We start from the raw sequence: 25878 nt of genomic DNA, 5'->3' as shown, positions 1-25878 counted from the left end.
CCTGGCCAATGTGGTCACGGACCTCGGACTCCGCCAATGTCGTCACGGCCTTGGGGCTTGGTCAGCTCATGGGGTCGTAGCGGATTTCCGCGTCTCTTGCCGGTGGGAGGGCCACGGCGCCGTGGGTGCCGTTTCGTGTGGGAACCACGGCGATGACGGGGGCGGGCGGAGCCCGAGGGGAAACAAGGGGCTGGGCGGGTGGGAACAGTCACGGCAATCAGGGATAGAGCCACAGGGGAGCCTTCGGGCAGGGCATCCGCCGGCGAGCGGAGATCCTGGCATGGGTTGGCGGGGGAGCTCTGATGTGGGGTTTTGGGTGAGGGGGTGGGGCGGAGTCTTGGGGTGAGGTTGAGGGAGGGTGGGGGGAGATCCCCGGCAAGCAAGAACTCAAGGGATGAGACCGGGTGTGTGCGGTTCGTCCGGCTGCCTTAGTCTGGATTTCCGGCTACGAAATGGAGGTGGACCGTGACGTACGAGACGGATCACGGTCGGACGCCCGCGGCGCATGGGTCGCGCATTGACGCTTATGTCGATCGGTATGCCGCACGAGCTACCGGGATGGTCGCCTCCGAGATCCGAGCTCTGTTCGCCGTCGCGTCGAGGCCCGAGGTGGTCTCGCTCGCCGGCGGCATGCCGTACGTCACCGCGCTGCCCCTGGACGTCGTGGGAGAGCTGGTCGCGGACCTGATCGCCAAGCGGGGGCCAGAGGCCCTGCAGTACGGCTCAGGACAGGGAGACCCCGCGCTGCGGGAGCAGATCTGCGAAGTGATGCGGGAAGAGGGCATCGACGCAGGCGCCAACGATGTCGTGGTAACCGTGGGTTCGCAGCAGGCACTGGATCTCATCACCCGGATCTTCGTGGATCCAGGCGACATCGTGCTGGCCGAAGGGCCCTCGTATGTGGGCGCCCTGGGAACGTTCTCGGCCTACCAGGCCAAGGTCGTGCACATCGCGATGGACGACCAGGGCCTCATCCCGGAGTCACTCGCCCAGACGATCTACGCGCTCAAGTCCGCAGGCAACCGGATCAAGTTCCTCTACACGATCCCCACCTTCCAGAACCCCGCAGGTGTGACCCTCAACGAGGTGCGCCGGCGGCAGGTGCTGGAGATCTGCCAGCGAGCCGGAATCCTGATCGTCGAAGACAACCCATACGGGTTGCTCGGGTTCGACGGAGAACCACTGCGAGCCCTCCGAGCGGACGATCCCGACGGGGTCGTCTACCTGGGCTCGTTCTCCAAGACCCTCGCCCCCGGATTCCGCGTCGGCTGGGCGCTCGCCCCGCACGCCGTCCGGGACAAGCTCGTGCTGGCCATGGAGTCGGCCGTGCTCTCGCATTCCACCTTCACCCAGCTGGCGGTCGGGCAATTCCTGGCCACCCAGCCGTGGCGCGAGCAGATCAAGACCTTCCGCGAGCTCTACCGTGAGCGACGCGACGCCCTGCTCAGCTCGCTGGATGTGCTCATGCCACCGGGCTGCACGTGGACCCGCCCCGCAGGCGGGTTCTTCGTATGGATGACCCTGCCGGAAGGCCTCGACTCCAAGGCGATGCTGCCGCAGGCGGTGGACAAGCGGGTCGCGTTCGTGCCCGGCACCGGCTTCTTCTCCGACGGTGGCGGCGAGCGCCAGATGCGCCTGTCGTACTGCTATCCGAAGCCGGACCGCATCCGCGAGGGCGTGCGCCGGCTGGCCGGAGTCATCGAGGAAGAACTGCGCACCCGCGAGATGTTCGGCACCGGCCGGGCACCCGGCCACGCCGGGGTCGACACGCCGGGTCCGGACCTCGCCTGAGATCGGGTACGGCTAGCCTGTTCGGGCTAGCCGTACAGCGATCCTGGAAAGGCCTGGAGATGAGCGATCTCGGACACGTCCTGGTGTTGGCGGGCGGACTGTCGTACGAGCGGGAGGTCTCCATCCGTTCCGGACGCCGGGTCGCCGAGGTGCTGCGCGCGGCGGGGGTGGACGTGGAGACCCGCGACACCGATTCCTCGCTGGTTCCTTCCGTGCTCGCCGATCCCCCGGACGCGGTGTTCGTGACGTTGCACGGCGGCGCGGGGGAGGACGGCGCGATCCGCTCGGTGCTGGAGCTGCTCAACGTGCCGTATGTGGGGGCCGCGCCGGACGCGTGCCGGGTGGCGTTCGACAAGCCGACCGCGAAGGCCGTGGTGCGCTCGTGGGGGTTGAACACTCCTGATTCGGTGGCGCTGCCCAAGGAGACCTTCCACGATCTGGGCGCGTCGGCGGTGCTGGCCCGGATCGTCGCCTCCCTCGGACTGCCGCTCTTCGTGAAACCGTCCAGGGGCGGTTCCGCCCTGGGCGCGTCGATCGTGCGCTCCGCCGAAGAGCTCCCGGCCGCGATGGTCGGCTGTTTCGCGTACGGCGACACCGCGCTCATCGAGAAGTACGTCGAGGGCGTCGAGGTCGCCGTGTCGGTCGTCGACCTGGGGGAGGGACCGGTGGCGCTGCCGCCGGTGGAAATCGTGCCGGACGCCGGGGTGTACGACTACGCGGCGCGCTACACCGCCGGGCACACCGAGTTCTTCGCCCCGGCCCGGCTCTCCCCCGAGGCCACCGAGGCGTGCCTGGCGACGGCCGTGGCCGCGCATACGGCCCTCGGCCTGCGGGACGTGTCGCGGACCGACCTGATCGTGGACGGCTCCGGGCGGCCGTACTTCCTGGAGGTGAACGTCGCTCCGGGCATGACGGAGACCTCGCTGCTGCCGATGGCGGCCGAGGCGGCCGGGCGTGATCTCGGCGCGCTGTGCCGGGGGCTGCTGGAGATCGCGGCGGGGCGGCCATAAGCCGGGCTGGCTAGGCTGGCCGGGTGATTCATGGGAAGAGTTTTGGTAGTGACAACCACGCCGGCGTGCATCCGGAGGTGATGGCCGCCATCGCGGCGGCGAACGTGGGAGACGCCGTGGCGTACGGCGCTGATCGGTGGACCCGGGAGATGGAGGACGCCTTCCGGGCCGCTTTCGGAGAGCAGGCCTCCGCGTATGCGATGTTCAACGGCTCGGGGGCCAACGTGATGGGCCTCGGGTTGATGCTGCGGTCGTTCGACGGGGTGATCTGTCCGACCAGCGCGCACATCAACGGTCACGAGGCGGGGGCGGCGGAGCGCGTCTTGGGGACCAAGCTCCTGGCCGTCGAGACCGACGACGGCAAGCTTCGGCCGGAGGATGTGCTGGGGCAACTGGGCGCCCTCGGGAACGAGCACCACAGCCAACCGAAGGTGGTGTCCATCTCGCAGGTGACCGAGTGCGGCACGCTTTACACGGCGGATGAGGTGGCCGCGCTGGCGGAGGTCGCGCATGCGCACGGGCTCTATCTGCACATGGACGGGGCACGTCTGGCCAATGCCGCCGCCGAGGCGGGCTGCTCGTTGCGGGCGCTCACCACGGATGCCGGGGTAGACGTGCTGAGCTTCGGCGGTACCAAGAACGGCGCCCTCGGCGCGGAGGCGTTGGTCATCCTGCGGCCGGAATTCGACGCGAGCGCGCTCTTCCTCCGGAAGCAGGGCATGCAACTCGCCTCCAAGATGCGCTTCGTCGCCGTCCAGCTGACCGCCCTACTGACAGACGACCTCTGGCGACAAAACGCAGCCCACGCCAACGCAATGGCCCACCGCCTGGCGGACGGCATCGCCAGCCAGTTCACCCTCCGCTACCCAGTCGAATCAAACGCCGTCTTCCCCATCCTCACCGAGAAGGCCCTAGTCGAACTCGCCCAACGCCACCTCTTCTCAATCTGGGACCGCCCAACCGGCGTCATCCGCCTCGTCACCTCATTCGACACAACCCCCGACGACGTCGACGCCCTCATCACCGACCTCCAAGCATTACACGCCTAGCCGTTCCAAGCCGATCGCCGACAACTGTTTCACGTGAAACATGCACGCCCGCAGAACACCCCCGGCTACCACCTCTGGCCACCAGCCCTGAGTCTTGGCTGCCGGGGATCCCCCACCCACCCAACCCTTCGTTCTCCCTCGGGCTCCGCCCGACCCCGCCATCACCGTGGTCACCCCCAACGAAGCGACAGCTTGATCCGCGTGGCACTCCCACCCACACTTTTGTTCTCCCCCGGGCCCCGCCCGGCTCCCGCGATCACCGTGGCTCCCCCCACCCCGCCCTCAAGGCCGACGCCCCCGCAGCTCCCGCACGAGGGCCAGTCCCGGCAGGCTCTGGAGGGTTTCGGTCTCCGCTTTGATCTCGTCCACTGGAGAGCTGTCCCCGGGCGGCGGGCGGCGGGCGGCGATAACCGGACCTGGAAGACCCTCGCCGCAGCCTCGGACTCGTCTCCCAGTTCTCGCGGAACTCGGCGATGTCCCCCGTGGCTGCGGCCACGAAGTTCCGCCACATCACAATCTCCTCCTCGAACGGGCTCGCCGCCGAGGAGCAGGAGGCGGGAGGGCCGCAACGCCCGCGGAGGCCTGGTTGAGATGCCGACGGACTGCGGAAGCGGATTCACGGTGAGCTTCCCCGCTCCCTAGACGACCGGCCATATCGCCCCCGCCTCCGAGCGCCGAGGGATTCGTCCGAGCTTGCACTGACACCGAAGGCGTGACGCCTGTGGTCGTGTTTCACGTGAAACACGACCACAGGGTCGAACATCGGGGGGAGGCCTGTTGAGTCAGCGCTCGTCGAATCTGCGATGTTTCACATGAAACAGTCGCCACCCATGCCCAGCCGCGCAAAGAGCCAAGGCTCGACCTCGCACAGATCTGGCGCTGTTTCACGTGAAACCACGCTGGCTCAGTCGAGTCCGGAGACCCGCGCCAGCACGTCTTGGGGACCAAGCTCATGGCCGTCGAGACCGACGACGGCAAGCTTCGGCCGGAGGATGTGCTGGGGCAACTAGGCGCCCTTAGGAACGAGCACCACAGCCAACCGAAGGTGGTGTCCATCTCGCAGGCGATCGAGTGCGGCAAAGAACCGATCCCCTCGTTACCTTCCTCGCAACCCCGCAACAGGGCTCCCGGCCATTGGTGGTCGCCCGGGACGCCGGATGCCGTGTCGCCAGCCTGTCCGGTCTGATGGGCGTTCTTCCCGGCCGAGTTCGCATCGCTCATCGACCCGGCCTCTCGGGCCTACTGCGATTGGCAGATCAGCCAGAGCAAACACCACACCCAAGCCCTCTCTGCCTAACTCGACGCCGGGTCGACAGCCCGTTCGCCATGCTCCGCGACAGCACTGTCTACGACTCTCGGCCGACCACGCCGGTCAATTGAGCCGGGGATCCGCCAGCAACACCACGCAGTCTGCTGCAGGATCAAACCCGAACACCGGGTTCCCGTAGTCGCCTTCGGCGGTCATGGTCACCGGCTTGCCCAGCCCACGGCCGATCGCGCTCAGGAAGTCGCACAGGACGTCCACCCCGGCCTGGCCCTGCAACTCGCGGAGGTCGACGTCGAAGTCGATCTCGTCGGCAGAGTATGGCCGGAAGATCGCCAGTACATCCGCGACCGGCCAGACCCGCAGTTCGACCGCCTCGGAGTCGACCGGACGCGTCAGCACCTCTGCCGCCGACGGCAGTGGTCCAACAACGCCACCCTCGGAGAACTCCTACGTCCATCCACGCGGCTGGAACAGGTCGAACACGGCCTGCCAATCATCGACCGAGGTGCCAGCCACGCACACGTCCGGCAAAGCACCCATCAAGTCAGGATCGAAGAAGTTCCTGACGTCGTCCCACAGCAGATCCGGCATCCCGTCATGCTGCCCTGCCAGCCCGCTCGAACGCAGCCCGATTTCCCTTGACGAACCCCCACAGACGCACCCCCAGATCCGGATCCGATCAAGGTGATTTGGACAGCGACAGCTGGCCCCACGTCCAAGCACTCTGGCTCCACTTGTGGATCCTCGGTAGACGCGAAGTTCGCGTGGGTTTTGGCCTCATCTCCAAGTGATCGGCGGGCTTGGAACTGCGTCGGCGAGGGGCAGCTGGGGCGAGGCCAGAACTCGCTGGTCCCTGATCCCATGATCGGCTGGCTGGGGCCACCCATGTTGGGCGGGTGGGGCCGGGAGGCGTTGATACAACCAATCAAGGGCCGTTTCACGTGAACCATTTCCGACACAGCTCGCCACCACCAGCCCGATCGGTCACATCCACGAGATCGACTCGTTCACCGTCGCAGAGAGAGGGCGACCGCCGATCCTCGTCTGGGGCGGCGGCGACGGCGCGATCAGGCGAGCCCCGAACCCGGCACAAAACCAAACCCCCGATCCGGATCGGATCGGGGGCTGTTTCACGTGAAACCATGGTGGTTTCCTGGTGAGCTCGTGGGCTACTCCTCGAAGGAGCGCATCTGGTTGGCGGTGTCGGGGGCCATCGTGCTGATGATGCGTTCAAGGTCGTCGATCGTGGAGAACTCCACCACGATCCGCCCCTTCCGGCGCCCTAAATCGACTTTGACCCGAGTCTCGAAGTGATCCGACAGGCGATCCGCCAGGTGCCGGAGGGCGGGGGCCGCGGGCTGCTTGGCGCGGGGCTTCCTGGGGGCGGGGCCGGACTTGACGTCTCCGATGGAGACGATCTCCTCAACGGTTCGGACCGTCATGCCTTCGGCCACAATGCGGTCGGCCAGGCGTACCTGCGCAGCCGGGTCATCGAGGGGAAGGAGCGCTCGGGCGTGCCCGGCCGTGATCGTCCCAGCCGCCAAGCGCTTCTGCACCTCGGGTGCCAGGTTCAGCAGTCGCAGCGTGTTGGTGATGTGCGACCGGGATCGGCCCACCTTCTTCGCCAGCTGCTCGTGCGTCGCCCCGAAGTCGTCCAGCAGTTGCTGGTAGGCCGCCGCCTCCTCCAGCGAGTTGAGCTGCTCCCGCTGGAGGTTCTCGATGAGCGCCTCGCGCAGCATCTCGTCGTCCTGCGTGCTGCGGACGATGGCGGGGATCTGGTCGAGCCCGGCCAGCTGGGAAGCGCGCCAGCGCCGCTCCCCCATGATGAGTTCGAACGTGCCGGCCCCGGACGCCCGAACCACGACCGGCTGCAGCAGCCCGACCTCGTTGATCGACGCGGCCAGCTCGTCCAGCCGATCTTCGTCGAACACCTCACGCGGCTGGCGCGGATTCGGCACGATCGCGGTGAGCGGGATCTCCTGGAAGTACGCCCCGGCGACCGGCCGCAGCCCGGACAGCTCGTCGTGGTCGGCCGGGGGAGATCCCGCCGATGAACTTCCCCCGTAACTCCCGGATCCCCCTGGACCGCCCAGGCCACCTGAACCACCAGGACCGCCTGGCCCGCCAGGGCCCCCGGGACTTCCCGCGGCGACACCCGGATCGACGATCGGCCCGGTGGGAATCAGGGCACCCAGGCCCTTCCCGAGTCCCCGACGCTGCTGACTCAACGATGCTCCTTACCGACCGGACCGCACGACCCTATGGCTTGGCCGCGCCTGTGTCTGGCCTGAGGAACACAGGGAGCGAAGCGACCAGAGAGACGAGGGAAGACACAGACTCCCCAGCGGCCACGCCCGCCGTGCCGGAGGCGCGGCCATCAACAAGGCTACCGGTTCACGCGTCGGCAACCGCCGCTCCGCGATAGGCCATCTCGCGAGCCGCCTCCATATAGGCCATGGCCCCACTCGAACCGGGGTCGTATGTCATGACCGACTGCCCATAGCTGGGCGCCTCGGACACGCGTACGCTCCGGGGAATGACCGCGTCGAGGACGGTGGCCCCGAAATGGGAGCGCACCTCCTCGGCCACCTGAGAGGCCAGGCGGGTACGGCCGTCGTACATGGTGAGCAGAATCGTGGACACGGTCAGCGTCTGGTTCAGGTGTGCCCGGACGAGTTCCACGTTCTGCAGGAGCTGGGTCAGGCCTTCCAGCGCGTAGTACTCGCACTGGATCGGGATCAGCACCTCCTGGGCCGCCGCCATCGCGTTGACCGTGAGCAGGCCGAGCGACGGCGGGCAGTCGATCAGGATGTAGTCGAAGTTCATCTTCGACTCGAAGGCCGCGAACGCCCGCTTGAGCCGCGTCTCCCGGCCCACCATCGGAACCAGCTCGATCTCCGCGCCGGCCAGGTCCAGGGTCGCCGGCGCGCAGAAGAGGCCGGGCATGTCGGGGACCTCGGTCACGATCGATTCAAGCGGCAGATCCTCCACCAGGACCTGGTAAATCGACGGCACTCCGGCGCGATGCTCGGTCGCCAGGGCGGTCGACGCGTTGCCCTGCGGGTCCAAGTCGACGACCAGCACCCGCAATCCGTGCATGGACAGCGACGCGGCCAGGTTGACGGCACTCGTCGTCTTGCCAACGCCGCCCTTCTGGTTGGCAATCGTCATCACCCGGCATTTGGGCGGGTGCGGCCAGCCCTCCTCACGACGAGCGGAATATCCGACCGGCGTCGCAGCCGCCGCCGTAGGTGCCGCAGTGGGTGCGGTTGTTTCACGTGAAACCACAGAACTCAGTGCCTCTCGAACCAGCGGGGAATCACCTGGGTTAAGCGGGGGCTGGGACATGACGGTCGTCCTTTCATCCGGCGGTGCATCCGGCAATCCATCGGACAGCACCTCCGACAGCATCTCCGGCAACGCGTCCACCGGTACATCCGGCAGACGGAGAAAGTGGCCAGCCGACCCCCGACAGCTGCCCCGATCGCCCGTCCGCGAACTCATTCGGCCATCCCAAGCCCGTTACCGCACCAGGAACGACCGTCACCTCTTTCGTCGGCGCCGTGCACCTCGCTTCGCGACCTCATGCCGACCTCTGAGATCACCGTCTCTCGCGCCCTCATGCCGACGTCCCACACTGGGCTTGGGCCCGGCGATAACCCGGACAAGAGTTGCGGGTGGCTCGACTTTACCGTGCCCGACCGTGACAAGCTCGGCCGTTCGCGCCCCCGAGGCGCGCAATTGGGACGCGGCGCCGTGCAATTCCTCGGCTGCGCGCTCCCCCTTCATCGCCAGCAGCATGCCGCCCGGTGCGAGCAGCGGCATCGCCCAGGTCAGCAGCCGATCGAGCGGCGCCACCGCCCGCGCGGTTGCCACCTCGAACTCGCGCTCACCGGCGACCTCCTCGGCCCTGGCTCGCAGCACTTCGATGTTGTCCAGCCCCAGCGCGTCGACGCACTCGTGCAGAAAGACCGTGCGGCGCAGCAGAGGTTCGAGCAAGGTCACCTGGATGTCCGGCCGGACGATCGCCAGCACGATGCCGGGCAGACCGGCGCCGGAGCCGATGTCGACCAGGCGCACGTCCGGCGGAACGGCTTCCGCGATCACCGCGCAGTTGAGCAGATGGCGATCCCAGATGCGGGGGACCTCCCGGGGTCCGAGCAGCCCTCGAACCACCCCGGGGCCCGCCAGCAGACCGGCGAATGCCTCGGCCCGCGCCATCGCCGCACCGTGAAAAACCTCGTAGGCCACATCGGGGGCAGGGGGAAGTTGCTCGCTCATCTCTCCGGTCATCTCTCGTAGGGTATCGGCCGGGCGGCAAACCACCGGCCAGGCATGCGGGGAAGGGCGTGCGCCATCGGCACGGCCACCGAGGCACGGCCACAACAATGCAATCGGGTGACGCGAATCCGGGTCCGCCGAGCACCCCAGTGCGGCCGGGACGTTTGCGGACGCCCCACACCGATCAGGTCTGGCGTCGCGTTCCCTGGGTTGTGCATTGGCCCGGAGGCTTGGGCACGCCCACGCCGCGTTCCCCGGGTTGTGCGTTGGCCGGGGAGGTCTGCGCAGCCCATTTCGATTGGAGACGGCACCGCATTCCCCCGGTTGTGCGTTGATCCCGAAAGCTTGCGCATCTGGGGACGCGTAAGCCGTACACAACAGGAAAGCCGTCGATCCCGATGAGATCGACGGCTTTCGATGGGGGACTCAGACGGGGAGGATGACGACGAAGCGGCGGGGCTCCTCGCCTTCCGACTCGCTGCGCAGGCCGACGGTCGCGACCGCGTCGTGCACGACCTTCCGCTCGAACGGGGTCATCGGCTGGAGCGCCTTCGGCTCGCCGGTGGCCTTGACGTCCTCCGCGGCGGCCGTGCCGATCTTCGTCAGTTCGGCTCGGCGGCGCTCGCGGTAGCCTGCGACGTCGAGCATGAGCCGGGACCGCTCGCCGGTCTGGCGGTGCACCGCCAGGCGGGTCAGCTCCTGGAGCGCCTCCAGCACCTCGCCGGAGGGGCCGACCAGGTCCCCACCCTTGAGGCCGACAACCGACACCATCGCGCGGTCGCCCTCGACGTCCATGTCGATGTCGCCGTCCAGGTCGGCGATGTCGAGCAGGCCTTCGACATAGTCGGCCGCGATCTCACCTTCCTGTTCGAGGGCAGCGACATCGGGAGCCGCCTTGACGGTCTCCTCAGCTTCGGTCACGTCCGAACTCCTTCTCACGTTGCTCGGTATTCACGACTTCTTGCTGCCGGTCCGCTTGCTCCGCGGTTGGCGGGTCGGCTGCTGCCGGACGATCTTAGGCTCGGGCGGGGCCACGGGCTCCTCGGCCGTCTCCTTGGTCTTCCGGAACCGCGAGAGCAGGCTGGCCGGCGGCTTGGGCGGGATCAGGTTGCCCTTGGCGTCAAACTGCGGCATCGGGTTACGGCTGTAGAACCAGTGTTGCTGACCCAGCGTCCACACGTTGGTGGTAACCCAGTAAAGAATCAGCCCAAGCGGGAAGTTGAGGGAAAAGACGGCAAACAGCGGAGAGATGTACATCAAGATCTTCTGCTGCTGCGCCATCGGATTGTCCGGCATCTGCGCCATCGAGCGGGTGACGCTCTGCCGCACCGTCAGGAAGGTCGTCAGCGAGCTGATCGCGACGAAGACCACCAGGACGATCTTGGCGACGACCGGGTCGGCGTTGTACTTCGCGATGTCGGCCGCGCTGGTGAAGAAGGTCGCCGGGAAGGGGGCGCCGAAGATGTGCGCGTCGCGGGCGTTGTTCACCAGTTCCTGCGACATGCCGAACTTGGGCTGCCCATGCGCCATCGCGTTCAGCACGGTGAACATCGAGATGAAGATCGGGAACTGGGCCACGATGGGCAGGCAGCCGCCGAGCGGGTTGGCGCCGCCCTCCTGGTAGACGCGCATGACCTCTTGGTTCATGCGCTGCTTGTCGTTCTTGTACCGCTTGCGCAGGTCCTGGATCTTGGGAGCCAGTTCCTGCATCTTCTTCGACGAGCGCATCTGCTTGAGGAAGAGCGGGAAGATCAGGATACGCATCAGCACGGTGAGCGTGATGACGGTCAGCGCCCAGTTCAGGCCGCTGTCGGGACTAATGACAGTGCTGTAGCCCGTGTGGATCCACGTGATCACTTGAGCGATGGCCGTATACAGCCAATTCAGCCAGGACAGCTCCACCGAGCTAGCTCCCTTGCGTGTTGTGGGGTCGAGGGGGCACGGGATCGAACCCGCCGGGGTGGAAGGGATGGCATCGGCCGATACGCCTGATGGTCAACCACACCCCGCGCAACGCCCCGTGAACGGCGATCGCCTCCACACCATATGCGCTGCAGGAGGGGAAGAATCGGCAGCGTGGCCCGAAAAGGGGACTGATGAAAGCCCGGTAAAATCTTATCGGAGCCACCAGAATCCGGGCAGCGGGCGACATCGGGACGGGCGTGGTGCCCGGTGTTCCCGAGGTCGCTGGTGCGGGCTGCTCGGCTGTCATGACCGTCCATCTCAGGGCCGCCGGAGAAGTCGTTCGAGCGCGACATCGAGATCGGCGGCCAAGTGTTCGCTGCGCGCGGACGCGGCCGGAGGATTGGCGCGTACCACCAGCAGGCTACCTCTCGGAAGTAGGTGTATACGTGCCCGCATCAGGTGTCTGAGCCGCCGCTTGACCTGATTGCGCACAACTGCCCCGCCGACGCCCTTGCTGACGACGAATCCGACAAGTGGGGGAGAATCCCCTTCACCGGCGCGGAAATGGGCGACCAGCGATGGACGTCCGGCGCGGCGCCCGCGACGGATCGCCTCGGCGAACTCGTCACCCCGCCGCATGCGGTAAGCGGACGGCAGCACCGGCTACTTCCTTATATAAGGTGACCCGCCGCCACGGGGCGGCGGGCTTTCCTCAGTTCGGCTGCGAATCAGGTTGTGGATCAGACGGGTGGATCAGACGGTCAGCTCGGCGCGGCCCTTGCGGCGACGGGCGGCCAGGATGGCGCGGCCGGCCCGGGTGCGCATGCGCAGCCGGAAGCCGTGGGTCTTCGCGCGGCGACGGTTGTTCGGCTGGTAAGTACGCTTGCTCACGAGTGGGCTCCAGGCTTGAGTGACACCCGGGACGGTCCTCGGGCGTGTACTGTGCACGATTTCCGGCTCACCGATCGCAGGGCATGCGAAATAGCCGTCACGGATAAGCCGACCGCAACACGTTACGGGGGATCCGCCCGATGGTCAAACCGGCGGGCATTCCTCATTAGTCTGATCATCAGCGCAGAGCGTGACCATACCAGTGTGCAGCGGAGTTTTCCCCAGGCTCGTGACCTGGTTTTCCACCGGTGGTCCGGCCGTCCACACCCTGTGGTCGCGGCAACCACTAGGCTGTGGACAATGTCTTGAACGCGGGTGGGCACACCGCTACTGTCAGGCGTTCAGACCTTCCTCCCCATCCCGAAGGCTGTGCACGACCTGTGCACAACTTGTGGATCCTCTGTGGATCTCTGTGGATCAAGTAGCGGGGACTGGTGCCGCCGGAACGACCCCGGCCATAAGCGGGTGTGGATAACGGATCGCGGCGTGCGAGCGGGGGCCGCGTAGGGAGGAGGGCCGAGCCGTGGACGGTGTCGACCTCAACGCGGTATGGGCCCGCGCACTTGCCACCCTCACCGAGGAGGGTGTTTCCGGGCAGCAGCGCGCCTTCCTGCAGATGACCACGCCATCGGGCCTGATCAACGACACGATCCTGCTGGCCGCCCCCAATGATTTCGCGAAGGAAGTCCTGGAAGTACGGCTTCGCCCGCTGATCGCGCACGCGCTCTCGCAGGAGCTGGGCCGCCCGGTCCGGATCGCGGTCATGGTCGACTCGACCAACCAGCAGCAGGGCGGGCAGCAGCAGCGCGAAAGTTATCCCCAGGCTCCTGGGCAGAACTACCCCCGTCCCTCCGGATATCCCCAGCAGGTGGACAACGGTTTTCCCCAGCAGGGAGGGGCACAACCAGCCTTTGGCCAGGACTTTCGGCCGGGCGGTTCGGCGTTGTCCCCCGATTATCCACAGGGTGGTCCACAGGCCAAGCCGGGTTTCTCGTTCGCTCAGGATGGTCCACAGGAGGCCCAGCAGCCGCACGCGCAGCCGTCGGCGGAGCCGTACCCATCGCCGGGAGGGCAAGGCGGGGGTATTCCGACAGAGCCGCCCAAGTTCGTAACGGAGCCGCCCACGCCGGAGCCGGTGCAGAACCGGTGGGAGAGTCGCGGCGGGAGCCGTACCAGCGGGGAACCGGCGCGGTTGAACGCCAAGTACACCTTCGACACCTTTGTCATTGGGGCCAGCAACCGGTTCGCGCACGCGGCCGCGGTGGCGGTGGCGGAGGCGCCGGCGAAGGCGTACAACCCGCTGTTCATCTACGGTGACTCGGGGCTGGGGAAGACGCACCTTCTGCACGCGATCGGCCACTACGCGCAGAGCCTGTACGACGGCGCCCGGGTCCGGTATGTGAGCTCGGAGGAGTTCACCAATGACTTCATCAACTCCATCCGCGACCACAAGGCCGACGGCTTCCGGGCCCGCTACCGCGCGGTGGACATCCTGCTCGTGGACGACATCCAGTTCCTGGAGGGCAAGGAGCAGACGCAGGAGGAGTTTTTCCACACCTTCAACACCCTGCACAACTCCTCCAAGCAGATCGTCATCTCCAGTGACCGCGCGCCCAAGCAGCTGGTCACGCTGGAGGATCGGCTGCGCAACCGGTTCGAGTGGGGCCTGATCACCGACGTGCAGCCGCCCGAGCTGGAGACCCGGATCGCGATCCTGCGGAAGAAGGCCATCCAGGAAGGGCTGGCCGCGCCGCCGGACGTGCTCGAATACATCGCCAGCCGGATCGCCACCAACATCCGCGAGCTGGAGGGCGCGCTGATCCGGGTGACCGCGTTCGCCAGCCTGAACCGGCAGTCGGTGGACATCCAGCTGACCGAGGTCGTGCTCAAGGATCTGATCAGCGAGGACGCGGACACCGAGATCACCATCGCGCTGATCATGTCGACGACGGCCGAGTACTTCGGGGTCTCGCTGGAGGACCTGTGCGGCGGCTCGCGGTCGCGGGCGCTCGTGACGGCCCGGCAGATCGCCATGTATCTGGCCAGGGAGCTGACCGACCTGTCGCTGCCGAAGATCGGCCAGCAGTTCGGCGGCCGGGATCACACCACGGTCATGCACGCGGAGCGGAAGATCCGGTCGCTGATGGCCGAACGGCGCTCGATGTACAACCAGGTGAACGAGCTCACCACCCGCATCAAGCAACGCGGTCGCCAAGCTTGATTCACAGGCTGTGGATATCTCCTGTGGATCACCGCCACTACACCTCAGAGCCGTGTTAGCGACCCTCTGAAGATCTTTTCGCGAGACGTTTTTCCCACACCCTGTGGATAACTCTGGGGACAAGTTGGGGATAACTTGGGGACAACCTGTGCATGGTCTGTGGACGCTCTGTGCACAGTGGAAAAATCACCAACCGGGATGGGCGTGTCTCCCGTGGATAACCTGGGGAAAACCTGTGGGCAACCACCAGTAACCAGTGGATGACGGACCGTTTTCCTGGGGATGGCCTGTGGACGACCGAAAGTTCCCCACAGGCCACGCTTCGTCATCCACCGTTTACCCACAGGTGCGGTGGACAACGGCAGCCATGCTGAGCTGCGAAAACAGGGGTTCATCCACATATCCACAGCCCCTATGAATGTGACTACGTTCTCTCTCACTAGGGAAATCAAGAGCAACAGAAGGGCTTCGCGGAGCGCCAAGGTGCGGGAGAGTTGACACCTGTGGGCGAGCGACGAGGATGGGCGTTCGCTGCTACGTCCGCCGAGCAGACCGCACATCCGCAACGGGAGTACTGCCCACTCCCGCGAGGGATAACCGCGTTCGCCGGACATGCGACCGCACAGACAGCAACAAGCCATGAAATTCACAGGAGGCTGATCCACGTGATGTTCCGGGTCGACCGAGACGTGCTCGCCGAGGCGGTCGCGTGGACGGCACGTAGCCTGCCCGCTCGCCCCTCCGTGCCCGTGCTCGCGGGTATGCGATTGGAAGTTACGGAAGACCACCAGCTGAAGCTCTCCGGCTTCGACTACGAGGTCTCCGCCGAGGTAACCCTCGATTTGCAGACCGGCGAACCGGGCGTGGTCCTGGTCTCCGGCAAGCTGCTCGCCGAGATCACCCGCGCGCTGCCCGCGCAACCCGTCGACCTGGTCGTCGAGGGCGCCAAGGCGGTCGTCACCTGTGGAAGCGCGCGCTTCACCCTGCTGACCATGCCGGTGGAGGACTACCCGTCCCTGCCGGCCATGCCGCCCGCGGCCGGGCGGGTCGGCAGCGACGTGTTCGCGGCCGCCGTCGCCCAGGTGGCCACCGCGGCGGGCAAGGACGACACCCTGCCCATGCTCACCGGCGTCCGGATGGAGATCGAGGGCGACACGGTCACGCTGGCCGCCACCGACCGCTACCGGCTGGCCGTGCGCGAGCTGAAGTGGCAGCCCGACCAGCCGGACTTCCAGGCGATCGCCATGATCCCCGGGCGCACCCTGGCCGACACCGCCAAATCGTTGATCACCGGCGCCGAGGTGGAGATCGCGCTCAGCTCGGTCGGCGGCACCGGCGAGGGTATGATCGGCTTCTCCAGTTCCGGCCGCCGCACCACCACCCGCCTGCTCGACCCCGAATTCCCCAAGTACCGCTCGCTACTGCCCACCGAGTTCTCCGCCCACGCCGACATCGCGACCAGCTCCTTCGTGGAGGCGGTCAAGCGGGTGGCCCTGGTCGCCGAGCGCAACACACCGGTACGGCTCGCCTTCCGCGGCACCGAGGTCGTCCTGGAAGCCGGCAGCGGCGACGAGGCCCAGGCGGTGGAGGTCCTGCCGGTGGAGTTCGAGGGCGACGACATCAACATCGCCTTCAACCACCAGTTCCTGCTGGAGGGCCTGGGCGCGATCGACTCGGACGTGGCCCGGCTGAACTTCACGACCTCCACGAAGCCCGCCATCCTCACCGGTGGAAAACCTGTGGATGAAAAAGCCATCGCGGACTACCGCTACCTGATCATGCCCATCCGCTTGAGCAGCTGACGCTCCCGAACCCCCAGACGTTCGCGGCAGGACCGTATGATCTACCCCCGTGCCGGGTAGGGCGCTCACGATGAACCAAGAGGGGGGTGGCCTCGATGCAGATCGGCCTGATCGGGCTCGGGAAAATGGGCGGCAACATGGCCGAGCGGCTCCGCCGCGGCGGCCATGACGTGGTCGGATACGACCGCGATCCGAAGATCAGCGACGTCGGGAGCCTGAAGGAGCTCGTGGAGCGGCTGGCGGCGCCCCGGGCGGTCTGGATCATGGTCCCGGCCGGTGACCCCACCCAGGCGACGATCAACCACCTGAGCGAGCTACTCGCCCCCGGGGACATCATCATCGACGGCGGCAACTCCCACTATGTGGACGACCAGAAGCACGGCGCCGAACTGGCCGCGCGGAACATCGGCTTCGTGGACGTCGGCGTCAGCGGGGGCGTCTGGGGCCTGGAGAACGGCTACGCGCTGATGGCGGGCGGCACGGCCGAGGACATCCAGCGGTTGCGGCCGATCTTCGAGACGCTCAAGCCGGTGGGCGCGGACGGCTTCGTCCACGCGGGCGGGATCGGCGCGGGCCACTTCGCCAAGATGGTCCACAACGGCATCGAGTACGGCATGATGCAGGCCTTCGCCGAAGGCTGGGAGCTGCTGGAGGCCACCGACATCGTCACCGACGTGCCGGGCGCCTTCGCCAGCTGGCGGCACGGCACGGTGATCCGATCCTGGCTGCTGGACCTGCTCGTACGGGCGCTCAAGGAAGACCCGGAACTGTCGGAGCTGAAAGGTTATGCACAGGACTCGGGCGAGGGCCGGTGGACGGTGCAGGCGGCTGTGGATCACGCGGTCCCGCTTCCGGTGATCACCGCGGCGCTGTTCGCCAGGTTCGCCTCCCGGCAGGAGGATTCGCCCGCGATGAAGATGATCGCGGCGCTGCGCAACCAGTTCGGCGGGCACGCGGTGAACGCGGTGGAAGGCCAGACCGGACTGGGCGCCGACGCCCCCGGCGCGGACACCGTGCCCCCGGTGGAAGCCGAGAACTGAGCGGCGGCGGCAAGCGCGCTCAAGATGTCGGTGGGGACCGCTAGCGTTGCGGCATGCACGTCGCCCATCTCTCGCTCACCGACTTCCGGTCCTATCCCGGGGTGGAGCTCGCGCTCGACCCAGGCGTGACCGCGTTCGTCGGCCCGAACGGGCAGGGCAAGACGAACCTCGTCGAAGCGCTCGGCTACGTGGCCAGCCACGCCAGCCACCGGGTGGCCACCGACGCCCCCCTGGTCCGGCACGGCGCCGCCCGGGCGGTGATCCGCTCGATGATCGTCAAGGACGACCGCCGCGCGCTGATCGAGCTGGAGCTCAACCCCGGCAAGGCCAACCGGGCCCGGATCAACCGCTCCCCCCTCTCCCGCGCCCGGGATGCCCTGGGGCTCCTCAGAACGGTCCTGTTCGCCCCCGAGGACCTCGCCCTGGTGAAGGGCGACCCCGCCGAGCGGCGCAGGTTCATGGACGATCTGCTGGTCGCCCGCCATCCCCGGTTCGCCGGGGTCAGGGCCGACTACGACCGCGTGCTCAAGCAGCGCAACGCCCTGCTCCGCACGGGGGTTCTGGCGCGCCCTGGAAGGCGTCGTAGCGCCCGCAGGCAGGACGAGGAGAGCGGATTCGCGGAAGCGGGCGCCGGTGACGTCCAGAGCACGCTGGAGGTCTGGGACAGCCATCTCGTCCGCCACGGCGCGGAGCTGCTGGCGGCCCGCCTCGAACTTGTGGACGAGCTGCGCCCGCTCGCCGCGAAGGCCTACGCCACCCTCGCCCCGGCCTCCGACGCCGCCCAGCTCGAATATTCGTCCACAGCCCTGGGGACAACCCGCGACGACCTGGCGGGCCAGCTGCTCGCCGCCCTCGCCGAAGCCCGCAAATCCGAGCTCGAGCGCGGCATCACCCTCGTCGGCCCGCACCGCGACGACCTCCAGCTCCGCCTCGGCGAGCTGCCCGCTCGCGGCTACGCCAGCCACGGCGAATCCTGGTCGTTCGCGCTGGCCCTCCGCCTGGCCGCCTACGACCTGCTCCGCGCCGACGGCGGCGACCCCGTGCTGATCCTGGACGACGTGTTCGCCGAACTCGACACCCAGCGCCGCCGCCGGCTGGCCGAGATGGTCGCCCCGGCGGAGCAGGTCCTGATCACCGCCGCCGTCCCCGCCGACGTGCCCGGCGAGCTCATCGGCGTGCGTTTCGACGTGACAGAAGGGAGCGTGACCCGTGTCTGAACCCCTCGGCTCGGGTGGCCAGTCCCCGCAGAACTCGGCGGCCAAGGGCGCCGCCCTGGCCAGGGAGAAACTTGCTCAGGCCAAGGCCGACGCGCTGCGCCGCGGCCAGCTGCCGCGCAGCGAACCGCGGCGCCGCAAGAACGGCGCGCGGCGCGACTCCGCCGATCCCCAGCTGTTCGGCGGCGCGATCCGCGACCTGCTGGCCGAGCGCGGCTGGGAGCAGTCGGTCGCCGTCGGCGGGGTGTTCGGCCGCTGGCGGGAGATCGTCGGCCCCGAACTCGCCTCGCACACCAAGCCGGAGACTTTCGAGGACGGCGAGCTGCTGGTCGCCGCCGACTCCACCGCCTGGGCCACCCAGGTGCGTCTGCTGGCGGCGTCCCTGGTCAGACGACTGAACGAGGAGTTAGGCGACGGCACGGTCCGCCGGGTCAAGGTGCACGGGCCCAACACCGGCGTCCGTCCCGGTGGCCTGCGCGTTCACGGGAGCAAGGGGCCAGGGGACACCTACGGATAAAGTGCTGACGCAGGTCCGTACACGATCGAAAGTGAGCTGTGAAAAAGTCTCGCGGTGGCCCGAAATCGCGTCTGGCGCGAGGAACCCCTGTCTCGCGGGGTTGACATTAAAACCAAGATCATCGCATTAGCGGGCATCACAGCGCCCGTCAATGCCACCTCAGGTCCCGAAGACCGGTAGAATGAAAGTGGACTTAAGGACACGTCCGTTTGCGTGTCACCCCGGCCTGACGAGCCGACTCCCCTGGGTGAGCGCATCGGGGCACTCACGACGGTGACGGGCACGGCAGGGTAGCCATCCTCGGATGTCTCCTGCCGCGTGTCCGCGGCAGGAGGATTTCACACTTGTCCTACGACGCAAGCTCTATCACCGTTCTCGAAGGCCTGGAGGCGGTCCGCAAGCGCCCGGGTATGTACATCGGCTCGACCGGCGAGCGCGGCCTCCACCACCTCGTCTACGAGGTGGTGGACAACTCGGTCGACGAAGCCCTGGCGGGCGTCTGCGACAACATCGAGGTCACGCTGCTCGCCGACGGCGCTGTCCGGGTTGTGGACAACGGCCGGGGCATCCCGGTGGCGATGCACCCGGTGGAGAAGAAGCCGACCCTGGAGATCGTGCTCACCGTGCTGCACGCCGGCGGCAAGTTCGACGGCCAGTCGTATGCGGTGTCGGGCGGCCTGCACGGGGTGGGCGTCTCGGTGGTGAACGCGCTGTCCAGCCGCCTGGAAGCGGAGATCAAGCGAGACGGGTTCCACTGGCGGCAGTCGTACATCGGGTCGAAGCCGACCACGGATGTGATCAAAGGCGAGGCGACCGACGAGACCGGCACCACGATCACGTTCTGGCCCGACGAGGGCATCTTCGAGACGACCACCTGGAACTTCGAGACGCTCAGCCGCCGGTTCCAGGAGATGGCCTTCCTCAACAAGGGCCTCACGATCATCATGAGGGACGAGCGCCCCGACCACTACGTGGAGGAGCCGGTCCAGGTTGAGTACTGCTACCAGGGCGGCCTGTCCGACTTCGTGGCGCACCTGAACTCGAAGAAGGAGACCGTCCACAACTCGATCATCGACTTCGAGGAGCACGGCGACGGCATCTCCGCCGAGATCGCCATGCAGTGGAACGGGTCGTACTCGGAGTCGGTCTACACCTTCGCCAACACGATCAACACCGCTGAGGGCGGCACCCACGAAGAGGGCTTCCGGGCCGCGCTGACCACGATCGTCAATCGGTACGCGCGCGAGCAGAAGTTCCTCAAAGAGGGCAAGGACGACAACCTCACCGGCGACGACGTGCGCGAGGGCCTTACCGCGATCATCTCGGTGAAGCTGGCGGAACCGCAGTTCGAGGGCCAGACCAAGACCAAGCTGGGCAACACCGAGGCCAAGTCGTTCGTCCAGAAGGCCTGCAACGATCACCTGCGGGACTGGTTCGAGCGCAACCCCGGCGAGGCCAAGGAGATCATCAACAAGTCGCTGCAGGCCTCCCGGGCCCGGATCGCGGCCCGCCAGGCGCGCGACCTGACCCGGCGCAAGTCGCTGCTGGAGAGCGGCTCAGGACTGCCCGGCAAGCTGGCCGACTGCCAGTGGAGCGAGCCCGAGCGCTGCGAACTGTTCATCGTCGAGGGCAACTCGGCCGGCGGCTCCGCCAAGGGCGGCCGCGACTCGAGGTTCCAGGCGATCCTGCCGATCCGCGGCAAGATCCTCAACGTGGAGAAGGCGCGGATCGACAAGGTCCTCAAGAACACCGAGGTCCAGTCGCTGATCACCGCGCTCGGCACCGGCGTGCACGACGAGTTCGACCTGTCCAAGCTGCGCTACCACAAGCTGATCCTGATGGCCGACGCCGACGTCGACGGCCAGCACATCACCACGCTGCTGATGACGCTGCTGTTCCGTTTCATGCGCCCGCTGATCGAGGCAGGTCATGTGTACCTGTCGCAGCCCCCGCTGTACAAGATCAAGTGGGACCGCAAGGGGGAGGACGCGTCGTATGCGTACTCCGACCGGGAGCGGGACGCCGTCATCCAGGCCGGGATCGACGCCGGCAAGCCCGACCCGCGGCCGCGTGACAACGTGCAGCGCTTCAAGGGTCTCGGCGAGATGAACGCCAACCAGCTGTGGGAAACCACGATGAACCCGGACACCCGGCTGCTGCTGCAGGTCACCCTGGACGACGCGGCCCAGGCCGACGAGATGTTCAGCGTCCTGATGGGCGAGGAGGTCGCGCCGCGCCGCGAGTTCATCATCAGGAACGCGCGCGACGTGCGATTCCTCGATGTGTAATCGGCCTGCCGTACAGAGCAGAAAAGGATTGACGTGACGGAAGTGAACCTGCCTCCGGGCCCGCCGGCCGATCGTATCGAACCGGTGGACATCCAGTCCGAGATGCAGCGCAGCTACATGGACTACGCGATGTCGGTCATCGTGTCGCGCGCGCTGCCGGACGTCCGTGACGGGCTCAAGCCCGTGCACCGGCGGGTGCTGTACGCGATGTTCGACGGCGGTTACCGCCCCGACCGCGGCTACTTCAAGTGCTCCCGGGTCGTCGGCGACGTCATGGGCTCCTACCACCCCCACGGCGACACCTCGATCTACGACACTCTGGTACGGCTCGCGCAGCCCTGGTCGCTGCGCTACCCGCTGGTCGACGGCCAGGGCAACTTCGGCTCCCCGGGCAACGACATGCCCGCCGCCATGCGATACACCGAGTGCAAGCTCGCGCCGATCGCCATGGAGATGCTGCGGGACATCGACAAGGAGACCGTCGACTTCCAGCCCAACTACGACGGCCGCTCCCAGGAGCCCGTCGTGCTGCCGTCGCGGTTCCCGAACCTGCTGGTCAACGGCTCGGCCGGGATCGCGGTCGGGATGGCCACCAACATCCCGCCGCACAACCTGCGCGAGGTCGGCGCGGCCGTGCAGTGGGCGCTCCAGCACCCGGACGCCACCGAGGAGGAGCTGCTCGAAGCCCTCATCGCCCGGGTCAAGGGCCCCGACTTCCCCACCGGCGCGTTGATCGTCGGCAAGCGCGGCATCGACGAGGCGTACCGGACCGGGCGCGGGTCGATCACCATGCGGGCCGTGGTGGAGGTCGAGGAGGACACCAAGGCGCGGCAGTGCCTGGTCATCACCGAGCTGCCGTACCAGGTCAACCCCGACAACCTCGCGCTGTCCATCGCCGAGCTCGTCAAAGAGGGCAAGGTCACCGGCATCGCCGACGTCCGGGACGAATCCTCCTCCCGGGTCGGCCAGCGCCTCGTCGTCGTGCTCAAGCGCGACGCGGTCGCCAAGGTCGTGCTCAACAACCTGTACAAGCACACCCAGCTGCAGACCACCTTCGGCGCCAACATGCTGGCCCTGGTCGACGGCGTGCCGCGCACGCTCCGCCTGGATCAGTTCGTCAAGTACTACATCGGCCACCAGATCGAAGTCGTCGTCCGGCGCACCCGCTTCCTGCTGCGCAAGGCCGAGGAGCGCGCGCACATCCTGCGGGCCCTGCTCAAGGCCCTGGACCGGCTCGACGAAGTGATCGCGCTCATCCGCCAGTCGCCCTCGGCCTCGGCCGCCCAGCAGGGCCTGATGAGCATGCTGGAGATCGACGAGATCCAGGCCCAGGCCATCCTGGACATGCAGCTGCGCAAGCTCGCCGCCCTGGAACGCCAGCAGATCCAGGATGAGTACGAGAACCTGATGGCGCAGATCATCGACTACCAGGACATCCTCGCCTCCCCCAGCCGCCAGCGCAGCATCGTGGCCGACGAACTCGGCGAGATCATCACGCGGTATGGCGACGACCGGAAGACCGAGATCATCGCCTACGAGGGCGACATGTCCATCGAGGACCTGATCGCCGAAGAGGACATGGTCGTCACGATCACCCGTGGTGGTTACGCCAAGCGCACCAACACCGATCTCTACCGGGCGCAGAAGCGCGGCGGCAAGGGCGTCCGCGGCGCTCAGCTGCGCCAGGACGACATCGTCGAGCACTTCTTCGTCACCACCACCCACCACTGGCTGCTGGCCTTCACCAACAAGGGCCGGGTGTATCGGGTCAAGGCGTATGAGCTGCCCGATTCCGGCCGCGACGCGCGCGGGCAGCACCTGGCCAACCTGCTCGCCATGCAGCCCGACGAGCACGTCGCGGAGATCCTCGACCTCCGCGACTACGAGGTCGCCCCCTACCTCGTGCTGGCCACTCGCAGCGGCCTGGTCAAGAAGACCAGACTTTCCGAATACGACTCGCCGCGCTCTGGTGGCCTGATCGCGATCAACCTGCGCGAAGATGACGAGGTGATCGCCGCCAGACTCGTCTCCGAGGAGGATGATCTGCTGCTCGTCTCCAAGGGCGCGCAGTCGATCCGCTTCACCGCCTCCGACGAGGCGCTGCGCCCCATGGGCCGCGCCACCAGCGGCGTCATCGGCATGCGGTTCATCGACGGGGACGAACTTCTCGCCATGAATGTGATGAGCCATGGCGACGACGTGCTTATCGCGACCGAGGGTGGGTATGCGAAGCGGACCCCGGTCGACCACTATCCGCTTCAAGGTCGGGGCGGCAAGGGCGTGCTGACCGCGAAAATCGTGAGCGCCCGTGGCAAGCTGGTTGGAGCGGTCATGGTGAGACCCGAAGACGAAGTCTTCGCGATCACCTCAGCCGGTGGAGTGATCCGTACCAGCGCCGGCGAGATCAAGCAGTCCGGACGCCAGACCATGGGGGTTCGGCTGATGAATCTCGCCGAAGGCGACAGCGTCGTGGCCCTCGCCCGGAATGCCGAAACCTTGGCGGCAGCCGAAGCTTTGGAGACAGTGGAGAATGGGGCAGGAGACGAGGAATGACGAACTCGGGGAGCGCCAGCGCCAGAACAAAGAAGGGCTCGGCCGCCAAGCCGATGACTTTCTCGATGCGTGACGGGGTGTCCGAGCGGATCGAAGACGAGGGGCCGGAGTCTCGTCCCGCCGAGGAGCCGAAGTCGGACGACTCCACGGTTCGCATCCGCACATCGGGTCCGGACCCGAAGCCGTGGTCGCCCGCCGCGCCCGACCTGAACGAAACCAACCCGCGCCCCCCCGCCGTCCCGTCCGTCGGCACGGCCGCCGACCTGACCACACCGGCCGACCGGCCGATGCTCAAAACCCAACCGGCAGAAGACCGGAAACCGGCCATCCGCGCCCCCCGGAAGGCCCACCTCGTCCTCCGCCGGGTAGAACCCTGGTCCGCGATGAAGTTCAGCTTCGTCGTCTCCCTGGTCTGCTTCGTGGTCCTGTTCGTCGCGGTCGCCGTGCTGTACGGCGTGCTGTCCGCCATGGGCGTCTTCGACGAGATCGTCAAAGCCGTCAACCAGCTGACCGTCGGCGAGGGCGCGACGCCGTCCTTCGACGTGGCCAGTTGGTTCGAGCCGGTGCGCATCCTGGGCTACACGGCCCTGCTGGGCGCGATCAACGTGGTTCTGATCACAGCCCTGGCCACGCTGGGCGCCGTCATCTACAACCTCTCCGCCGACCTGGTCGGCGGCGTCGAAGTCACCTTCAGCGAAGCCGAGTGACCTTCGTTCCTGTACGGCCACCGGTCGCGCGTGGCCGTACAGGAACGACGGTGCGAGGAACCCCTCGGACACGGTAAGCTTTTCCTCGTCCAGCCAAGACCTACGGGTCTTGAGCGTGGCTGGGGGCTATAGCTCAGACGGTTAGAGCGCTTCCCTGATAAGGAAGAGGTCCCAGGTTCAAGTCCTGGTAGCCCCACTCGTTTGACCAGCCCAAAGGCCGCTATCCGATCTTCGGAAAGCGGCCCTTCTTCGTTCTGAGTGTCTATGTGAGTGGCTAACGTTCCTGCCCGGCTCAGGCAACGTCAGCACCGCTGAGTCGCAGTCTAGGAGGGCGCGGCCATGGTGGAGATCAATTGGCACGTGGTCAACAACGGCTTGGACTTCTTGGCGAGCGCAGTTGAGCTACTCAAAGCTGGCGGCGAGAGGGACATGAAATACGCCGCGCTCCATCTCAGCGCAAGCATCGAGACTCTGCTCAAGGTTCGGCTTGCCCGGGAACACTGGACACTCGTCATGGCAGACCCTGGCATGGCCAAGCGGGCCGACTACGAGGCTGGCAACTTCAAGAGCGTCTCCATCGATCAAGCTCTAGACCGTCTCACGAGCATCGCGAGTGTGACGATCTCTAAGAAGGACATCGATCGGATCAGGCATCTGAATCGGACGCGGAATCAGATTGCTCATTTCGCGCTCATCGGCGAAGCGCCCTTGCAGACGCGCGCTACTGTCGTGCGTGCGATGGAGTCCCTCATCCGCTTCATAGAGAAGGAACTCGCTCCCGGGGCTCCAGACGATGAACGAGAGATCATTGACGCTACATATAGCAGCGTCATGGAACAGGTCCGCATGATCGATGTGATGGTGCGTGAGATCATGAACTCCCTCAAGCCAACGATTGCAGAAGCAACCGTGCCCGTGGTCAAGTGCCCGGAGTGCTTGCAGGACGCCTACTGTTTCGGCGATGGCAAGCCAGGTAGATGCCTGTTCTGCTCATACGAGCAGTCTGGATACGTCGCTGCTGCGGACTACGCGGGCAATGTACTGGGGGAGAGTGAGTACCGGACAGTGAAGGACGGCGGTGAGTGGATCGTAAGTCGCTGCCATATCTGCTTCGACAGCGCGCTTGTTGATGGGATCCAGACGACTGCCGAAGTCGATGCCACCCAGGGATGCTTCGGGTGCGGCTACTTCGGTGATCTGGAGGCTCTCGAGCGGTGCGCCAGGTGTGGAGAGTGGACATCGGCAAATCCTGACTCAATGGCCGTGTGCTCTGATTGCTTCGACTACTACGCATCCGCCGACTGAAGCAGACGTCCCCCACCTTTGAACTGGCGAGGGACGG

Annotated in this window: 22 protein-coding genes and 1 tRNA gene; 13 read left to right on the top strand and 10 right to left on the bottom strand. The window is 66.8% G+C overall.

The annotated features are described in order from the left end of the window. Positions 1 to 558: 558 nt before the first annotated feature. Genes ABGB08_RS12375 through ABGB08_RS12365 form a run of 3 tightly spaced genes read left to right on the top strand, consistent with a single transcriptional unit; the run spans position 559 to position 3850 of the window. Positions 559 to 1791, top strand: a complete 1233-nt coding sequence (locus ABGB08_RS12375; RefSeq protein ID WP_155353702.1) for a PLP-dependent aminotransferase family protein — start codon at positions 559 to 561, stop codon at positions 1789 to 1791. 59 nt (positions 1792 to 1850) lie between these two features. Then, positions 1851 to 2801 (top strand): D-alanine--D-alanine ligase, encoded by a 951-nt coding sequence (locus tag ABGB08_RS12370; protein ID WP_155349634.1) that lies wholly within the window; start codon positions 1851 to 1853, stop codon positions 2799 to 2801. Positions 2802 to 2824: 23 nt separating this feature from the next. After that, positions 2825 to 3850, top strand: a complete 1026-nt coding sequence (locus ABGB08_RS12365; RefSeq protein ID WP_347589520.1) for a beta-eliminating lyase-related protein — start codon at positions 2825 to 2827, stop codon at positions 3848 to 3850. A gap of 1372 nt (positions 3851 to 5222) precedes the next feature. Here the strand turns inward: ABGB08_RS12365 and ABGB08_RS12360 are convergent. From ABGB08_RS12360 to rpmH, 10 genes are all read right to left on the bottom strand, one after another. Then, positions 5223 to 5516, bottom strand: coding sequence for a hypothetical protein (locus tag ABGB08_RS12360; RefSeq protein WP_347589518.1), 294 nt, complete (start codon positions 5514 to 5516; stop codon positions 5223 to 5225). 48 nt (positions 5517 to 5564) lie between these two features. After that, complete coding sequence (locus ABGB08_RS12355) at positions 5565 to 5708, bottom strand: hypothetical protein (RefSeq protein ID WP_347589516.1); 144 nt, start codon at positions 5706 to 5708, stop codon at positions 5565 to 5567. 578 nt (positions 5709 to 6286) lie between these two features. Next, entirely contained in the window at positions 6287 to 7345 is a 1059-nt protein-coding gene (locus ABGB08_RS12350; protein WP_347589514.1) for a ParB/RepB/Spo0J family partition protein, read from the bottom strand. A 166-nt stretch (positions 7346 to 7511) separates the two neighbouring features. Next, complete coding sequence (locus ABGB08_RS12345; protein ID WP_155353556.1) at positions 7512 to 8288, bottom strand: ParA family protein; 777 nt, start codon at positions 8286 to 8288, stop codon at positions 7512 to 7514. Positions 8289 to 8660: 372 nt separating this feature from the next. Continuing rightward, positions 8661 to 9410 (bottom strand): 16S rRNA (guanine(527)-N(7))-methyltransferase RsmG, encoded by a 750-nt coding sequence (rsmG, locus tag ABGB08_RS12340; protein ID WP_347589512.1) that lies wholly within the window; start codon positions 9408 to 9410, stop codon positions 8661 to 8663. A 414-nt stretch (positions 9411 to 9824) separates the two neighbouring features. Beyond that, positions 9825 to 10319, bottom strand: coding sequence for a R3H domain-containing nucleic acid-binding protein (locus ABGB08_RS12335; RefSeq protein WP_155349630.1), 495 nt, complete (start codon positions 10317 to 10319; stop codon positions 9825 to 9827). 30 nt (positions 10320 to 10349) lie between these two features. Next, positions 10350 to 11300 (bottom strand): membrane protein insertase YidC, encoded by a 951-nt coding sequence (gene yidC / locus ABGB08_RS12330; protein WP_347589510.1) that lies wholly within the window; start codon positions 11298 to 11300, stop codon positions 10350 to 10352. Between the two features lie 4 nt (positions 11301 to 11304). Then, positions 11305 to 11550, bottom strand: a complete 246-nt coding sequence (gene yidD, locus ABGB08_RS12325) for a membrane protein insertion efficiency factor YidD (RefSeq protein ID WP_155349658.1) — start codon at positions 11548 to 11550, stop codon at positions 11305 to 11307. A 71-nt stretch (positions 11551 to 11621) separates the two neighbouring features. Next, positions 11622 to 11963 (bottom strand): ribonuclease P protein component, encoded by a 342-nt coding sequence (gene rnpA / locus ABGB08_RS12320; RefSeq protein WP_155353558.1) that lies wholly within the window; start codon positions 11961 to 11963, stop codon positions 11622 to 11624. Positions 11964 to 12056: 93 nt separating this feature from the next. Continuing rightward, a complete protein-coding gene (gene rpmH / locus ABGB08_RS12315) occupies positions 12057 to 12194 on the bottom strand; it encodes a 50S ribosomal protein L34 (RefSeq protein ID WP_015772801.1) in 138 nt (45 codons plus the stop codon). A 523-nt stretch (positions 12195 to 12717) separates the two neighbouring features. On the opposite strand from rpmH, the gene dnaA reads away from it, so the two are divergent. The 10 genes from dnaA (at position 12718) to ABGB08_RS12265 (ending at position 25841) form a co-directional block, all read left to right on the top strand. After that, on the top strand, positions 12718 to 14415 hold the full coding sequence (dnaA, locus tag ABGB08_RS12310) for a chromosomal replication initiator protein DnaA (protein WP_347589506.1): 1698 nt from the start codon (positions 12718 to 12720) through the stop codon (positions 14413 to 14415). Positions 14416 to 15080: 665 nt separating this feature from the next. After that, entirely contained in the window at positions 15081 to 16217 is a 1137-nt protein-coding gene (dnaN, locus tag ABGB08_RS12305) for a DNA polymerase III subunit beta (RefSeq protein WP_155349626.1), read from the top strand. Positions 16218 to 16312: 95 nt separating this feature from the next. Continuing rightward, positions 16313 to 17257 (top strand): phosphogluconate dehydrogenase (NAD(+)-dependent, decarboxylating), encoded by a 945-nt coding sequence (gene gnd, locus ABGB08_RS12300; RefSeq protein WP_347589504.1) that lies wholly within the window; start codon positions 16313 to 16315, stop codon positions 17255 to 17257. Positions 17258 to 17310: 53 nt separating this feature from the next. Further along, positions 17311 to 18474, top strand: coding sequence for a DNA replication/repair protein RecF (gene recF / locus ABGB08_RS12295; RefSeq protein WP_347589502.1), 1164 nt, complete (start codon positions 17311 to 17313; stop codon positions 18472 to 18474). Then, complete coding sequence (locus ABGB08_RS12290; protein ID WP_347589500.1) at positions 18467 to 18988, top strand: DciA family protein; 522 nt, start codon at positions 18467 to 18469, stop codon at positions 18986 to 18988. Before recF ends, ABGB08_RS12290 begins: the two co-directional genes overlap by 8 nt. 344 nt (positions 18989 to 19332) lie before the next feature. Beyond that, a complete protein-coding gene (gene gyrB / locus ABGB08_RS12285; RefSeq protein WP_347589498.1) occupies positions 19333 to 21276 on the top strand; it encodes a DNA topoisomerase (ATP-hydrolyzing) subunit B in 1944 nt (647 codons plus the stop codon). Positions 21277 to 21309: 33 nt separating this feature from the next. After that, complete coding sequence (gyrA, locus tag ABGB08_RS12280) at positions 21310 to 23829, top strand: DNA gyrase subunit A (protein WP_347589496.1); 2520 nt, start codon at positions 21310 to 21312, stop codon at positions 23827 to 23829. Next, positions 23826 to 24536, top strand: coding sequence for a DUF3566 domain-containing protein (locus ABGB08_RS12275; protein WP_347589494.1), 711 nt, complete (start codon positions 23826 to 23828; stop codon positions 24534 to 24536). Before gyrA ends, ABGB08_RS12275 begins: the two co-directional genes overlap by 4 nt. Before the next feature lie 122 nt (positions 24537 to 24658). Beyond that, positions 24659 to 24732 (top strand) — tRNA-Ile (locus ABGB08_RS12270). A gap of 143 nt (positions 24733 to 24875) precedes the next feature. Next, entirely contained in the window at positions 24876 to 25841 is a 966-nt protein-coding gene (locus tag ABGB08_RS12265; RefSeq protein WP_347589492.1) for a hypothetical protein, read from the top strand. The last annotated feature ends 37 nt before the right edge of the window (positions 25842 to 25878 follow it).

The sequence above is a fragment of the Acrocarpospora sp. B8E8 genome (assembly GCF_039871605.1).
Taxonomy (GTDB): domain Bacteria; phylum Actinomycetota; class Actinomycetes; order Streptosporangiales; family Streptosporangiaceae; genus Acrocarpospora; species Acrocarpospora macrocephala.
The sequence above is the reverse complement of the archived record's forward strand: the minus strand, read 5'-3'. Positions and strand labels throughout refer to the sequence as shown.

Bases quoted from the DNA above. Each gene is read 5' to 3' on its own strand.
- recF (WP_347589502.1), top strand. From the start codon at position 17,311: ATGCACGTCGCCCATCTCTCGCTCACCGACTTCCGGTCCTATCCCGGG.
- ABGB08_RS12375 (WP_155353702.1), top strand. From the start codon at position 559: ATGGTCGCCTCCGAGATCCGAGCTCTGTTCGCCGTCGCGTCGAGGCCC.
- ABGB08_RS12345 (WP_155353556.1), bottom strand. From the start codon at position 8,288: ATGACGATTGCCAACCAGAAGGGCGGCGTTGGCAAGACGACGAGTGCC.
- rsmG (WP_347589512.1), bottom strand. From the start codon at position 9,410: ATGACCGGAGAGATGAGCGAGCAACTTCCCCCTGCCCCCGATGTGGCC.
- ABGB08_RS12265 (WP_347589492.1), top strand. From the start codon at position 24,876: ATGGTGGAGATCAATTGGCACGTGGTCAACAACGGCTTGGACTTCTTG.
- ABGB08_RS12275 (WP_347589494.1), top strand. From the start codon at position 23,826: ATGACGAACTCGGGGAGCGCCAGCGCCAGAACAAAGAAGGGCTCGGCC.
- ABGB08_RS12370 (WP_155349634.1), top strand. From the start codon at position 1,851: ATGAGCGATCTCGGACACGTCCTGGTGTTGGCGGGCGGACTGTCGTAC.
- gnd (WP_347589504.1), top strand. From the start codon at position 16,313: ATGCAGATCGGCCTGATCGGGCTCGGGAAAATGGGCGGCAACATGGCC.
- ABGB08_RS12355 (WP_347589516.1), bottom strand. From the start codon at position 5,708: ATGCCGGATCTGCTGTGGGACGACGTCAGGAACTTCTTCGATCCTGAC.
- yidD (WP_155349658.1), bottom strand. From the start codon at position 11,550: ATGTCGCCCGCTGCCCGGATTCTGGTGGCTCCGATAAGATTTTACCGG.